Here is a 14043-nt window from a genome sequence, read left to right as displayed (position 1 = left end):
GGACCCCAATCGCCTTGACAGCGAGCGGCCCGAGGCCGGACGGTTCCGGTGTGCTCATCCGACCCGAACGCCCCGAGGACATCGAAGCCATCAGTGCGGTGATCGCTGCCGCGTTCCGGGAGGCCGAGCACAGTGCGCCTCCGCTGGAGCCGGGTGGCGATCCCGGTGAGGTGCCGCTGGTGGCGTGGCTGCGCGAGGACGCCGGCTGGATCCCCGAGCTGTCGCTGGTGGCGGTCGACGGCGACGCCGTGATCGGTCACGTGCTCGCCACGCGGGCGTTCGTGGGAGAGGTCCCGGTGCTGGGTCTCGGTCCGTTGAGCGTCCTCCCGGCACGGCAGTCGGGTGGCGTCGGCGCCTCGCTGATGAACGCGGTGCTGGGGGTGGCGGAGGAGATGTCCGAGCCGCTGGTGGGCCTGCTCGGCGACCCTGCGTACTACGGACGTTTCGGTTTCCTGCCCGCGTCGGCTGCCGGGGTCGAGGCACCGGACCCGGACTGGGGCGACTACTTCCAGATCAAGACCCTGTCGAGCTATCGCGGGTCGCGCGGACTGTTCCGGTACGCCGAGCCGTTCAGCAGGTTGTGACCGGTCAGTCGGGGGAGTTGGTCAGGTAGACGAGAGTGGTCGTCGTACCGTCCGGGTAGTCGGTCCAGACGGCGAACAGGTCGAACTGCGGCGGGAGCGGTCGCTGGCCCTGGTAGAGGCTGAGGTAGCAGTTCTTCAGGTACGGCTTCTCCTCCGGCGTGGCGAGCTCCGGGTCGTACGGTTCGCACTCGAGGTCCTGGCGGAGCTTCAGCTCGCTCTTGCCGAACTCGGCGAACTCGCTCTCCGTGACCCCGCGGTAGGAGCCGGCGAAGTCGGTGGTGTCCCGCTTCGTGTCGTTGCCGAAGTCGTCGATGATGTCCCCGTAGGTCACCGACTGGTCGACACGGTCCCAGGTCGCGGGGATGTGGGAGTCGGCCCAGGCCGTCATGGTCTTCGCGCCGCCCACCCAGCGTCCGTCGCTGTCGACCTCCGTGGAGGAGCAGGCGGACAGGGCCAGGGCGCCGGCGAGTGCGAGCGCGGCGAACGTGCGGTTCGAGGTCATGCCTCCACCGTCCCGTGATCCCGGCGCCGGGGCATCAGTACCCGTACTCAACTCGTGGGGCCGCTCGTGCCAGGTGCACAGCCTCGTCGACCGGAGCGACCGTCCACAGAGCCGGATCGGTCGCGCGCGCCGGGGCTGGCGGACGCAGCAGCATCACGGCTTCCTGTTCCTCGACGAAAGCCGATCCATGTTGCCGCCACGAGCACGCCCAGCACGCCTGTCCCTGATCGCCCTCCTGCTCGCGCTGATCGGCCTCGCCTGGGGCCTCCCGAGCATGTCCGCGGACGCGGCCCGAGCAGGTGCAGTGCCTCGTTCGCTCTGCGCCAAGTACGACCGCGGCGTCCAGGACGGCTTCTGCCTGCGGGACGGCCGCGGCGGGCTGTACTGGCTCGGGACGCTGCGCGGGTACGACGGCGTCGAGATGTACTGCATCGACTACCTGTTCGCGACCAACTGGGGAGTCGCGCACAAGCGGATCACCCTGTCCGGCACCCTGCCGACGAGCCTGGGTGGCAGCGTCGCCGCCGCGACCACCGCTGCCCTGACCTACGTCGTCACCCGCAACCCGGCGTCGGCCGTCAACGACACCACCGCGGCCGCGATCGGGCTCATCATCCGGCAGGTGATGGGCGACGTCCGCAAGACCGGCGGTCCGGGCATCCCCGGCGGGCTCACCGTGAGCCGGGACGTGCGCGGGGTGTCGTTCGTGAATCCCGCCATCGTCAGTCGGGCCCGAGCTCTCTGGGCCGAGGCCCGGGTGCGTCGAGGTCCCTGGTCGGTGCAGGTGAAGGTCGCGGCCGGACCGGACGGCCGGTTCCTGCCGGGCGAACAGGTCCGGGCGACGGTGCGCGGCACCAACGGTTCGCGCCGGCCCCAGGACATGACCGCTGCGCTGTCGTACGCCGGCTTCACCGGCCCCGGCTCGGTCCGGCTCGGCTCCGACGGCGTCGCCACGGTGACGCTGAAGGCACCGTCGACGCCCCGGGCGGCGAGCGTCACGGCGCGGGTGGCGAACGCCCCGAGCACGCTCCCGGTGCTGATCCGGCCGAACCGCTGGCACCCGAACCCGCGCCCGGGCAACCCGAGCTCGATCAGCCAGCGCGGGCTCGTCGGCCGGCAGAGCGCGGTCGTCGCCGCCGACCGGGCCGTGGTCGAGGTGCACTACGGGCCCTCCGTGATCACCCAGACCTCGGCGGCGGTGGCCTCCCCGGGGACGGTCCTGACCGACCTGGTCACCCTGAAGGGCGCGGACCCGGCGTACGTCGGCCCGGTGACCGCCGTGCTCTACGGCCCGTTCCCGACCCGTCCCACCGCGACCTCCTGCACCGGAGCACCCGTCGCCGGCACGGTGACGATGCCGGTGCGCGGCGACGGTTCCTACCGCACGCCCGGGATCAAGGTGGGCGCCGTCGGCTACTACACCTGGGTCGAGACCCTTCCTGCCATCCGGAGCCAGGACGCGCTGCGGACCCCCTGCGGGGTCGCCTCCGAGACGACGGTCGTCCGGACGACGCCCCAGGTCTCCACCCAGACCTCACGGTCGACGGTGGAGGTGGGAGCCGAGATCGCGGACCGGGTGCGTATCCGCGGGACCGCTCCGGGCTACGCCGCAACGGTGACCGCCCGGCTCTACGGCCCGTACGCCAGTCGGGAGGCGATGACGTGCACCGGGGCGCCGTACCGGGAGGTGACGTTCGCGGTCCGGGGCGACGGCGACTACCTGACGCCCTCGGTCCGGCTCGGCGCCGCCGGGTACTTCACCTGGGTCGAGTCGCTGCCCGGCTCCGGCCTGACCAACGCCATGACGACCAGGTGCGGTGAGGTCACCGAGACGACCCTGGCCCGCCGGACCCCGCCAGTGCCGAAGCAGCCGTACGTCCCGGCCGGGGGCTCGCGGCGGGGCGACCTCCGATGAGGTGGCCGGCGCTGGTCGCGGTGCTCGCCCTGCTGGCCGGCTGCGGGGCCGGGCCGACGCAGGAGCCCGCGACTACGGCTGCGGACCCGGCCCGTCCGGTGGCGGCCGGTGCGACCCCGCGGTGGACCTCGCCCGGGCCGCCTTCCGGGTCGCCTTCCCGGCCGCTCTCCGGAACGGTCGGCGATCCGCAGCCGATCGCCCGCATCGTCCCGCGGGCGGGGGACCGGATGACGATCGGCTCGCTCGGGGTCCGAGCTCGGATCAGGTCGGTGCGATTCGTCGGCGCCCGCCTGCAGATCCCGCCCTCGGTCGCCGAGGTCGGGTTGTGGCGCGACGGAGCCGGCCTGACCGACGCGGTCGGGACGACGGTCCTGGTGGGCCACGTGTCCGACGACCGGGACCGGCCGGGCGTGCTGGCGCGACTCGGCAGGATCCGGACCGGAGCGGAGATCCGGATCCGGTTCCGAGGACGGGAGCACCGGTTCCAGGTGCAGCGGGTGCGGAACTACCCGAAGTCGGGACTGCCGCGGAGCGTGTTCCGCCAGACCGGCCGGCACCGCCTGGTGCTGATCACCTGCTCGCGCAGGGTCGTGCGCCCGGGAGGCGGCTTCCACTACACGGAGAACCTGGTGGTGACGGCGAGCCCCGGCTGAGGCGGGCTGGCCCGAGAGCGGGATTCGTGGAGCGGATGACGAGATTCGAACTCGCGACATCGACCTTGGGAAGGTCGCGCTCTACCAGCTGAGCTACATCCGCACGTCGACGGCGAACCGGCGACGAAGAGAGATCGTAGCCGACGCGGGTACGGGAATCACCGGGCAGTCCCGGGGTTCCTGTGAACGCACTTGGGTTCTCTTGGCAGACTGTCCCGGACTCCACCGCGAGTCGTCCGCCGTACTTCCTTGGGAAACGAGTCACTCTGATGTTCCGTTCACGTACTTCTCGCCGCCTTCTTCCGGTCGCGGCGCTGGCCCTGGCCCTGGCCCTGGTCCTCGCCGGCTGCGGCAGCGACTCGAAAGACAGCTCGGACAAGGCTGAGGTCAAGCAGCCGACCGACCTGGTGCTGAAGGTCATCAAGGAGGGTGACGGCGCGACGGTCGGCACCGGCGACTCGGTCACCGTCGACTACCAGGGCACGAACTGGGACACCGGCAAGGTCTTCGACGAGAGCTACGGCAAGCAGCCGGCCACCTTCTCGACCGACCAGGTCGTCCCCGGCTTCGGTGCGGCGCTCGTCGGCCAGAAGGTCGGCTCGCAGGTGATGGTCAGCATTCCGCCGAAGTACGGGTACGGCGAGACCGGCAACGCCCAGGCCGGGATCAAGGGCACCGACTCGCTGCTCTTCATCGTCGAGATCAAGAGCACCAAGGCCGCGACGCTGACCAACGACTGCAACTTCAAGTCCGGCTCGTCCAGCGACGCGATCAAGGCGGCCGGCGCCTTCGGCAAGGTCCCGAACGCGACGTTCAAGAAGCCGTTGAACGCGCCCGGCACGCAGCGGACGATCATGACCGCCGGCAAGGGTGCCGTGACCAAGGCCGGTGACAGCCTCGACGTGGTGCTCAGCATCTACAACGGTCGTACCGGCAAGCAGATCGACAGCCAGCAGGTCACCCTGAAGGTCGGCGACGCGGCGCTCCCGAAGCAGTACCAGGCCGGGATCTCGTGCGTGAAGATCGGCTCGCGGGTCGCGACGGCGTTCCCCGCCAAGGCGCTGTTCGGCAAGACCGGCAACGCGCAGGCGGGCATCAAGGCGAAGGACTCGCTGGTCCTGGTCACCGACGTCCTCAACATCGCCAAGCCGCTCACCCCGGGTGAGTGGAAGGACGCTCCGAGCGTGAAGTTCGACGGCTCCAACCCGCCGAAGGTCGAGCTGAACAAGTAGCCCTCCCGGCACGCTGTCCACGTCCCGCCGTACACCGAACTGAGGCCCTGATGGTGCGCACCCCGACCTCGCGACGGATGGTTCCGATCGCATCGCTCGTCGTCCTGGCCCTCTCGGTGGCCGGGTGCGGCGGTGACGACAAGAAGGACGGTCCGGCCGCGACGGGCGATCCGGTCAGCAACGGCTGCGGCTACAAGTCCGGAGCCGCCAGCGACGCGGTCGAGGTCAAGGGCGACTTCGGCAAGGAGGTCACCGCGACCTTCTCCAGGCCGCTCAAGGCCTCGTCGCTGCAGCGCTCGGTGGTCACCAAGGGTGACGGCGCGACGCCGCCGAAGAACGCCGTCCTGAACGTCTCGCTGAGCATGTTCAGCGGGAAGGACGGCAAGTCGGTCGTCGCCGGCACCCAGAAGTTCACGGTCGGCGACGCCGAGATCTCCAAGAGCCTCCAGGCGTCGTTCGAGTGCGTCCCGATCGGCTCACGGGTGGTCACGGCGGTGCAGGCGAAGGACATCTTCGGCGACGCCGGGAACCCGCAGGCCGACCTCGCCGGTTCCGACACCGTGGTGATCGTGACCGACGTGGTCGAGAAGTACACGCCGCCGAAGCCGACCGAGTGGACGGACGCGCCGGACGTCACCTTCGACGGGCGCAAGTCGCCGGTCGTGACGCTGCCCGGTGGGGAGCCGCCCGCGGACCTGCAGGTGCAGGTGATCAAGAAGGGCACCGGCGCCAAGGTCGCGGCGGGCGACACCGTCACGCTGAACTACAAGGGCATGAACTGGGAGACCGGCAAGGTCTTCGACGAGTCCTACGGCAAGGGCAAGGTGCCGATCAGCTTCCCGGCGAACCAGTTCGTCCCCGGGTTCACCGCCGCCATCGTCGGCCAGCGCGCCGGGGCGCGCCTGATCGTCAGCATCCCGCCCAAGCTCGGGTACGGCGAGACCGGCGACAACCCGCTCGCCGGTCAGACGATGGTCTTCGTGATCGAGATCCAGGCGACCAAGACCGTCGGCTAGGCCCTGAGGCCGGGCCTCAGCTCTCGGACGGGGTGATCGGCGCCAGCGTCGGCCGCTTCACCGAGACCGAGTCGCCGGAGGAACGGCCGGTGAGCCGGCGGTGGATCCACGGTCCGAGGAAGTCCCGGGTCCAGGCGGCGTTCGACTCCAGACGCTCGCGCCGCGACAGCGACGGCAGCGTCGGCCGGGGGAGCTGTGCGACGTCGTGGGCGACGCCGAGCGCCTCGAGCACCGCGAACGCGATGTACTGGTGGCCGTAGGCGTTCAGGTGCATCCGGTCGGTGTCGAAGACCTCGGCGTGGTCCCCGTCGCGCATCCGCCACATGTCGACCAGGGTCGTCCCGTGCCGGTCGCTGATCTCCCGGACGTGCTCGTTGAAGATCGCCATCCGGCCGCGCAGCGCCGCGTAGATCCCGCTGCTGCCGGGGTCGAAGATCGTGAACAGCACCACCCGGGCGCCGGTCCCGGCCAGGCGCGAGACCCCGTCGTCGTACGTCGCTGCCAGCGCGTCCAGGTCGACGCGGGGCCGGAGCACGTCATTGGCTCCGGCGTGGATCGACACCAGGTCGGGCGCGAGCGCGATCGCCGGCTCGATCTGGTCGGCGATGATCGGCTCGAGCTTGCGGCCCCGGATCGCCAGGTTGGCGTACCCGAATCCCTCCGCGCCGGGCTGCGTCGCCAATACCTCGGCGACCCGGTCGGCCCACCCGCGGAGACCGTTGGGACGCCCGGGTGCGGGATCGCCGACACCCTCGGTGAACGAGTCGCCCAGAGCGACGTAACGATGGAACGGCATGGAGTCACCCTACGAGGCGCGGTAGCGTGCTCGCGTGCTGCTCTCAGACCGCGACATCCTCGCCGAAATCGAATCCCGACGGATCCAGGTGGAACCGTACGACGAGGCGATGATCCAGCCCTCCAGCATCGACTTCCGGCTGGACCGCTTCTTCCGGGTGTTCGAGAACCACCGCTACCCGCACATCGATCCGGCGGCGGACCAGTCCGACCTGACCCGCGAGGTCGAGCCCGACGGGGACGAGCCGTTCATCCTGCACCCGGGCGAGTTCGTGCTGGGGTCGACGTACGAGGTGGTCAGCCTGCCGGACGACATCGCCGCCCGGGTCGAGGGGAAGTCCTCGCTGGGCCGGCTGGGCCTGCTGACCCACGCCACCGCCGGCTTCGTCGACCCCGGCTTCAGCGGTCACGTGACCCTCGAGCTGGCCAACGTCGCGACGCTGCCGATCAAGCTCTACCCGGGCATGAAGATCGGTCAGCTCTGCTTCTTCCGGCTGTCCTCGCCGGCGGCGCACCCGTACGGCTCGGAGAAGTACGGCTCCCGGTACCAGGGTCAGCGAGGACCGACACCGTCGAAGTCCTACGCGAACTTCCACCGAACCAAGATCTGATCAAGGACGCGGCAGCGGCCTTGATCAGACGGTCATCGAGCGGCGAGCACCGAAGCGAGGGTCGAGCTCGGCGACCCGCGTAGTCGAGAGGTGGTGCGGTGCGCGCAGTCCGGTCCGCCAACGACCGTGAAACGGGCGTATCACCGGCGCTGCTCCGGGATCCTCGGGGTGGTGCGCCGGACCCGGGCGGTGATCACCACGTTGGCCGGCTCGTCCTTCTCGGTGCTGGTCCACATGTCGCCTCCCCTCAGACCTGCTGCAGGTGGACGTCGCCGCTGACGGTGCTGGCCCGCAGCTCGACGTAGTCCTGGCCCTCAGCGGGCTTGCCGACGCTGTCGAGGCGGTTCGCGACCGAACCGGTGACGGTGCTGATGTCGGTCCAGACCGGGGTGCCGCTCGAGATCCCGACCCGGACGTCGCCGGAGACGTTCTTCGCGGTCACCTTGCCGCGCAGGGCGTGACCGACGGTGACGTCGCCGGAGGCGGTGGTCAGCGAGAGGTCCGCCTCGGCGCGGTTGACCTGGAGGTCGCCCGAGCCGGTCTTCATCACCACGGTGTCGTGGACCAGGTCGAGGACCACGTCGCCGGAGCCGGTGGAGATGCCGGTGGTGCCGTGCACGTCACCGAGCTGGACGTCGCCGGACCCGCTCTTGATCCGGACCGCGCCGGCGAGCTCACCCGCCTTGACGTCACCCGAGCCGGTCTCGATCACCACCGGCCCGTCGGCGCGCTCGACCTCGACGTCGCCGGAGCCGGTCTTGATCTTGACCGAGCCGAGGGTGCCGGAGGAGGTGGTGTCCGCCGAACCCGTCTTGGTGACGAGCGCGCTGCCGTTCGGGACCGTGATCCGGACCCGGTGCGCGTCCCCGTGGCCGAAGAACCGGCCGCGCGGTGCGACGACCGCGAGCTGCTTGCCGTTCTGCTCGACGACGAACTCCTCGGCGCGGGATCCGTCGATCTCGACGACCGCCTCGGTGACGTCGGCGCAGATCGTGGCCAGCTGCCCGGACCCGAGTTCGACGTACAGGTTCACCGGCTCGGGGGTGGTGAAGGTCTTCCTCATGACTCCTCCTCGTGGTGTCGGCACCGGCTCAGACCCAGCCGGTCATGCGCTTGCTCCCGCGGCCCTTGCCGCCCGGGCCGAAGCCGTCGAGCGGGAAGCTGGAGAGGTCGATGTCGATGTTGATGCCGCTCTCGCGGGTGGCGGTGCGCAGCACGTTGACGATCCAGGTGTTCAGGGAGCTGCCGTGCTTGGCCGCCAGCTCCTCGGCCCGGGACTTGACGCCCTCGGGGAGACGCAACGTGATCCGGGCGGTGGCGGCGTCGCTCTCGTCGTCCTCGGCCGCGCTCGGTGCGATCGGCTCCTCGGCCGGCGCGGGGTGGGCGACGACGAACTCGAGCTCGCGGCCCGAGAGCCGTACGTCGACCGAGCCGGCGCGCATCTCGGTGGTGATCTCGGCGGCGGCCTGGGAGAGCGCCTCCATCAGGGCCAGGCGCATGCTGGGGTCGAGGGCCAGGGCGAGCCGTTCGGCGGCGGCCTGGATGTGCTCGTCGCCGGCAGCAGCGGACTGGGCGAGGTGTTCGCGCAGCCGGTCGACGTACGGGGTGATGTCCATGTGCACCACAGTGACATCACTGTGGTGTCATGTCAACATCTTTCTGATGTCACGCCTGGCGGTGGACTACTTCACCACCGGGATCGTCAGCATCGACGGGTACTGGGCCGAGTTGTGGATCTTGATCACCGTGAGGGTGCTCAGCAGGTCCGGGAGGATCGGCGACAGGTGCGGTACGTCGAACGCCTGGACGGCGATCCGCAGCCGGTGGCCGGGCAGGATCTTGCCGCCGGTCGGGAAGATCTCGACGTCGACCGGGGCGATCGCGCCCCTGGCCAGCTTCGCCTTCGCCGCCTTGGTGAACGGGTGGTACGGCTGGATCAGCTGCCCGTCCAGGTAGCGCGACCTGCTCTTGTCCAGGGCCCGGTGCGAGATCACCTGCCAGCCGCCGGTGTACCGGGAGACCGTCCCGTCGGGTGCCTCGTCCTCGACGGCGACCGACAGCATCCCGTCGCCGCTGTTGCTCGAGACGTACAGCCGCGCGTTGATCGGACCCTGCAGCGCGACGGCCTTGGTGACCGGGGCGGTCCGGAAGACGACGCCGGACTTGTCGTTGAGCTTGTTGTTGGTGAAGCAGGGGTTCTTGCCCGGGAAGCTGCCGAGCAGGCCTGCCGTCCACTGGTCGGTGGAGCGGGTGCAGAGGCCGGAGACCGGAACCGGGTAGACCGACGAGGTGCCCGCGGTGACGGCGCCGGTGGTCAGCGCGCCGGCGGTCGAGGCCGTCCGGGAGGTGCCGGAGAGCCGGTAGCTGACCGCCTTCCGGTTGCCCAGCCACGACGACGCCGACCTCCATGCGCCGGTGCCCTGCTCGTAGTACGTGATCGGCGGGATGTCGCGATCCAGCGACGGGTCCGCGACCCCCTTCACGTAGTGGTCGAACCAGCGCAGCTTGAGCTCGTCGAGCGAGCCCAGCCCGGCCTTGCCGACCTCGCCACCGCCGGAGGCCTGCAGGTGGTTCCAAGGCCCGATGATCATCTTGGCCGGGACGCCGCGCTTGGCCAGGTTCTCGAAGAGCAACGGCGTGCCGCGCTGGAACAGGTCGTACTCGCCGGAGACGAAGAACGTCGGCACCTGGATCCTGCTGGCCACGTTGATCGGCGAGCGCTGCTTGTAGAAGTCGCCGTCGAACGCCGCCTCGCCGCCGGTGAACGCCTTGAGGATCAGCGGGACGGTGAAGTTGCCCGCGCCGGCGAGGTGCTGGACCAGTGTGCTCAGCGGGCTCAGGTCCGTGGGCGGAGTGGTCGGCGGGATCAGCCCGGTGCCGGTGACCAGGCCCAGCCAGAGCGGGATGAAGCCGACGTCGAGCTGGCCGCCGGAAGCGACGACGTCGCGGTACACGTCGGCGGCGGGGACCTGCGGGAAGATCGCCTTCAAGCCCGCCGGGCGACCGGCCGCGGCGAACATCTGCGCGATGCCCATGTACGACGGCCCGGCCATCGCGGTGCTGCCGTTGCTCCACGGCTGCTGGTGCGCCCACTCCATGACCAGGGCGCCGTCGCGGTTCTCCCGGGTGCAGAACGCGCACCACTGGCCGTCGGAGGTGCCGGTGCCGCGGGCGTCGACGGTGAGCTGCGCGTACCCGCGCTGGACCAGGTACTCCGGGGCGCCGCCGGCCAGGCCGCCGGCGTACTGCTGGACGCCCTTGTTGTACGCCGTGATGGTCACGATGACCGGGAACTTCTTCGCGATCGCCTTGCCGGCGGCGTCGGCGGGGAGGATCAGGTCGCCGCGGAGAAGGACGCCGTCGTCCATCTTGATCGGCAGGTTCGGGATGGTCACCGTCTTCGGGTACTGCACCCCGCGTGCCTTCCAGGCGCCCGTCCTCGCGGCCGCCTTCCCGGGCCGGGAGGTCGAGCCCTTCGCCGCGCCGCGGCGTGCCTTCGCGTCCGCCGCGGTCCTGTCGGTCTTGGCGGGAGTCCTCGTCTCGGTCGTCGCCCGGGGCGCACCCGCGCTCGCGGGCGAGTCGCTCCCGCCGTGCTTGGCCACGGCGACGGCGGCGATCGAGCCGCCGGTCAGCGCCAGGGTGGCGACGGCTGCGGTCGTCAGCTTGGTGAGCGCGTGCATCTGAGGGTTTCCTCCCGTTGTGTCGGGAGTTCAACGAGTTCTCCCGGCCGCAAGTTACGGCACGGTAACAACTGCCGGGGGTGCCGGACGGGAGTCTCAAAACCCGAAGGGCCGCCCCTGCCGGGTGGCAGGAACGGCCCTCGTGGTGTTCGGTCGATCAGAGGTCGAACAGCGATCCGCCCTCGGGGATCTTGGTGTCGGTCTTCGGCTGGTGCGCCTCGCCCGAGCTGGCCGGGGGCGCCGGCTTCTCCTCGGGCTCGGGCTCCGCCTCGGGCTCCTCTGCTTCCGCAGCCGGCTCGGCGACGGGGGTCGTGGCCGGCTCGGCGGGGGCGATGTCGAAGAGCGACCCGGAACCGAGGTCGGCCTGGGGTGCAGCCGCTGCCTTGGGTGCGGGCGTCTCGACAGGCTCGACGTTCGGTGCGGCCTCGGTGGGGGCTACGTCGAAGAGTGATCCGCCCGAGCCGAGGTCGGCCTTGGGTGCGGTCTCTGCCTTGGGTGCGGGCGTCTCGACAGGCTCGACGTCCGGAGCGGCCGGGGCCGGAGTGTCGAAGAGCGATCCGCCGGCGGCCGGAGCGGCTGGGGCCGGAGTGTCGAACAACGATCCGCCCGAGGCCGGAGCGGCAGGCTCCGCCGGGGTGTCGAAGAGCGATCCGCCGGCAGCCGGAGCGGCGGGTGCGGCCGGGGCCGAGTCGAAGAGCGATCCACCGGCGGCCGGAGCAGCCGCGGGAGCCTCAGCCGGCTCGGCAGGCGCAGCCGGAGCGGCGGGAGCCTTCTTCGCGGCCGGGGCCTTCTCCTTCTTGCCCTCGCCCTTGACCGACGCGAGCAGCAGCTGGGCGACGTCGAGGACCTCGACGTTCTCACCGGCGCGGCCGGCGTCCTGCTCGCTGGTGAGGCCGTCCTCGAGCATCGTGCGGCAGAACGGGCAGCCGACGGCGATCTGGTCGGCGCCGGTCTCGACGGCCTCGGCGGTGCGGTTCACGTTGATCCGCTCGCCGATGGTCTCCTCCATCCACATCCGGGCGCCACCGGCGCCGCAGCAGAAGGAGCGCTCGGCGCTGCGCGGCATCTCGACGACCTCGGAGCCCGGGATCACCTGGAGCAGCTCGCGCGGCGGCGAGTAGACCTGGTTGTGACGGCCCAGGAAGCAGGGGTCGTGGTAGGTGATCTTGCGGGTCGGGCCGGGGGCCGCGACCGGGGTCAGCTTCTTCTCGCGCACCAGACGGTTGAGCAGCTGGGTGTGGTGCACGACCTCGAGCTCGATGCCGAACTGCTTGTACTCGTTCTTCAACGTGTTGAAGCAGTGCGCGCAGGTCGAGACGACCTTCTTGACCTTGTGCTCGTTGAACGTCTCGATGTTCTGCTGCGCGAGCGCCTGGAAGACGAACTCGTTGCCGGCCCGGCGAGCGGAGTCACCGGTGCAGGTCTCGCCGTTGCCCAGGACGGCGAAGGAGACGCCCGCCATGTCGAGCAGCTCGGCCACCGCGCGGGTGGTCTTCTTGGCCCGGTCCTCGTAGGCGCCGGCGCAGCCGACCCAGAACAGCCAGTCGACCTCGGTCAGGTCCTGGACGTCCTCGCCGACGACCTTCACGTCGAAGTCGAGTCCCTGCGCCCACTCCATCCGGGCGTTCGGGTTCATGTTCCAGGGGTTGCCCTTGTTCTCCAGGCCCTTGAAAAGTCCGTTGAGCTCGGCCGGGAAGTTCGCCTCGACCAGCACCTGGTAGCGGCGCATGTCGATGATGTGGTCGACGTGCTCGATGTCGACCGGGCACTGGTTCACGCAGGCGCCGCAGTTGGTGCAGGACCAGAGCACGTCGTTGTCGATGATCGCGCCGCCCTCGGGGTGCCACGCGTACTCACCCTCGGAGACGCCGACCAGCGGGCGCTCGGCCTCGGCCAGGACCTCGGCGGGCAGCTCGCTGCGCTTGTCCTCGGGCGTCATCAGGAACGGCGCCTTGGCGAACGCGTGGTCGCGCGCGTTCATGATCAGCATCTTCGGCGAGAGCGGCTTCTCGGTGTTCCAGGCCGGGCACTGGGACTGGCAGCGGCCGCACTCGGTGCAGCTGGCCATGTCGAGCAGGCCCTTCCACGAGAAGTCCTCGATCGAGCCGATGCCCAGGACGGTTTCCTCGTCGAGGTCCTCGACGTCGTCGAGGGTGATCGCCTTGCCGTCGGAGATCATCTCCTTGACCGCGCCGAGCGCGACCGGGCCGTCGGGGCGCTTGAACATGATGTTGATCGGCGCCACGAAGATGTGCAGGTGCTTGGAGTTCAGCACGATGATCAGGAAGACCAGCATGATCCCGATGTGCAGCAGCAGGCCGACGCCCTCGAGGATCTCCAGGCCGTTGTCGCCGTGGTGCAGGCCCATCGAGTTGATCACGTTGCCGATGGCGTGCGAGAAGAACGCCGAGCTGCTGCTGTAGGGCAGGTTGTCCGCCGCGGCGGCCGCGCCGCGGAACAGGAACATCGTCCAGATGACGTTGAAGATCATGATCAGGACGACCCAGGCGCCGCCGGTGTGCGACCCCTTGAACCGGGACTTGCGGCCGAGCTTCGCCGGCTGGTTCTTGTAGCGGATGATCGCGAAGGTCAGCAGGCCGACCAGGCAGAGCACGCCGATCAGGTCCTGGGCGAAGCCGAGGATCCACCAGTCGCCGACGAGCGGGATCTTCCAGTGCGCGTTGGTCGACAGCAGGATGCCGTACGCCTCGACGTACACGGTGCCGAGGATCAGGAACGCGTACATCACGAAGGAGTGCGCGATGCCGGGGATCGACCACTTGAGCAGCTTCTTCTGACCGAGGACCTCGACCAGCTGGTTCTTCAGCGCCTTGCTCACCCGGGAGGTGACACCGACGATGCGGTCCGGGGCCGGCTTGCCCCCCGTGATCAGCCGCACCAGGAAGATCACCCGCTTCAGGGCGAGCGGCAGGATCACGATGTTCAGGATCAGGCCCAGGATGAGCGTGAGCTTGGTGTCCAAGGGGAGTCACTCCAACCTTCCGGCGCTCGGCCGGTCACAACATTGAGGAAGCGTGCGTGTAGTCGGGCACAG

The 14043-nt window shown here is 70.0% G+C and carries 12 protein-coding genes and 1 tRNA gene; 6 read left to right on the top strand and 7 right to left on the bottom strand.

The window, feature by feature from the left end; genetic code table 11:
* Window positions 1-50 precede the first annotated feature (50 nt).
* Window positions 51-584 (top strand): GNAT family N-acetyltransferase, encoded by a 534-nt coding sequence (locus EFK50_RS19460; RefSeq protein ID WP_123229252.1) that lies wholly within the window; start codon window positions 51-53, stop codon window positions 582-584.
* Between the two features lie 4 nt (window positions 585-588).
* On the opposite strand, the gene EFK50_RS19455 is transcribed toward EFK50_RS19460, so the two are convergent.
* Window positions 589-1086, bottom strand: coding sequence for a hypothetical protein (locus EFK50_RS19455; RefSeq protein ID WP_123229251.1), 498 nt, complete (start codon window positions 1084-1086; stop codon window positions 589-591).
* A gap of 187 nt (window positions 1087-1273) precedes the next feature.
* On the opposite strand from EFK50_RS19455, the gene EFK50_RS19450 reads away from it, so the two are divergent.
* Both EFK50_RS19450 and EFK50_RS19445 read left to right on the top strand, forming a co-directional pair.
* Window positions 1274-3001 carry a hypothetical protein gene (locus EFK50_RS19450; RefSeq protein ID WP_123229250.1) on the top strand — a complete coding sequence of 576 codons (1728 nt, stop codon included), beginning with the start codon at window positions 1274-1276 and terminating at the stop codon, window positions 2999-3001.
* Window positions 2998-3654 (top strand): class F sortase, encoded by a 657-nt coding sequence (locus EFK50_RS19445; protein ID WP_123229249.1) that lies wholly within the window; start codon window positions 2998-3000, stop codon window positions 3652-3654. Before EFK50_RS19450 ends, EFK50_RS19445 begins: the two co-directional genes overlap by 4 nt.
* 27 nt (window positions 3655-3681) lie before the next feature.
* On the opposite strand, the gene EFK50_RS19440 is transcribed toward EFK50_RS19445, so the two are convergent.
* Window positions 3682-3757 (bottom strand) — tRNA-Gly (locus tag EFK50_RS19440).
* Between the two features lie 166 nt (window positions 3758-3923).
* Between EFK50_RS19440 and EFK50_RS19435 the strand changes: the two genes are divergently transcribed.
* Both EFK50_RS19435 and EFK50_RS19430 read left to right on the top strand, forming a co-directional pair.
* Entirely contained in the window at window positions 3924-4886 is a 963-nt protein-coding gene (locus tag EFK50_RS19435; RefSeq protein ID WP_123229248.1) for an FKBP-type peptidyl-prolyl cis-trans isomerase, read from the top strand.
* Between the two features lie 50 nt (window positions 4887-4936).
* Window positions 4937-5902: an FKBP-type peptidyl-prolyl cis-trans isomerase gene (locus EFK50_RS19430; RefSeq protein WP_123229247.1), complete on the top strand. Its 966-nt coding sequence runs from the start codon at window positions 4937-4939 to the stop codon at window positions 5900-5902.
* A gap of 16 nt (window positions 5903-5918) precedes the next feature.
* Here EFK50_RS19430 and EFK50_RS19425 read toward each other — a convergent pair whose 3' ends face one another.
* The gene (locus tag EFK50_RS19425; protein WP_123229246.1) at window positions 5919-6698 is read right to left on the bottom strand and encodes an SGNH/GDSL hydrolase family protein; all 780 of its coding nucleotides are present in this window, start codon (window positions 6696-6698) and stop codon (window positions 5919-5921) included.
* A 34-nt stretch (window positions 6699-6732) separates the two neighbouring features.
* Between EFK50_RS19425 and dcd the strand changes: the two genes are divergently transcribed.
* On the top strand, window positions 6733-7308 hold the full coding sequence (gene dcd, locus EFK50_RS19420) for a dCTP deaminase (RefSeq protein WP_123229245.1): 576 nt from the start codon (window positions 6733-6735) through the stop codon (window positions 7306-7308).
* A gap of 247 nt (window positions 7309-7555) precedes the next feature.
* Here dcd and EFK50_RS19415 read toward each other — a convergent pair whose 3' ends face one another.
* From EFK50_RS19415 to EFK50_RS19400, 4 genes are all read right to left on the bottom strand, one after another.
* A complete protein-coding gene (locus tag EFK50_RS19415; RefSeq protein ID WP_123229244.1) occupies window positions 7556-8371 on the bottom strand; it encodes a DUF4097 family beta strand repeat-containing protein in 816 nt (271 codons plus the stop codon).
* A 28-nt stretch (window positions 8372-8399) separates the two neighbouring features.
* On the bottom strand, window positions 8400-8924 hold the full coding sequence (locus EFK50_RS19410; RefSeq protein WP_123229243.1) for a toxin-antitoxin system HicB family antitoxin: 525 nt from the start codon (window positions 8922-8924) through the stop codon (window positions 8400-8402).
* 66 nt (window positions 8925-8990) lie between these two features.
* The gene (locus EFK50_RS19405) at window positions 8991-10988 is read right to left on the bottom strand and encodes a CocE/NonD family hydrolase (RefSeq protein ID WP_123229242.1); all 1998 of its coding nucleotides are present in this window, start codon (window positions 10986-10988) and stop codon (window positions 8991-8993) included.
* Between the two features lie 157 nt (window positions 10989-11145).
* Window positions 11146-13971, bottom strand: coding sequence for a heterodisulfide reductase-related iron-sulfur binding cluster (locus EFK50_RS19400; RefSeq protein WP_123229241.1), 2826 nt, complete (start codon window positions 13969-13971; stop codon window positions 11146-11148).
* Between the last annotated feature and the right edge of the window lie 72 nt (window positions 13972-14043).

It is taken from the genome of Nocardioides marmoriginsengisoli (genome assembly GCF_003725695.1).
GTDB classification, from domain to species: Bacteria; Actinomycetota; Actinomycetes; order Propionibacteriales; family Nocardioidaceae; genus Marmoricola; species Marmoricola marmoriginsengisoli.
This window is presented reverse-complemented; position numbering and strand designations above follow the sequence as displayed.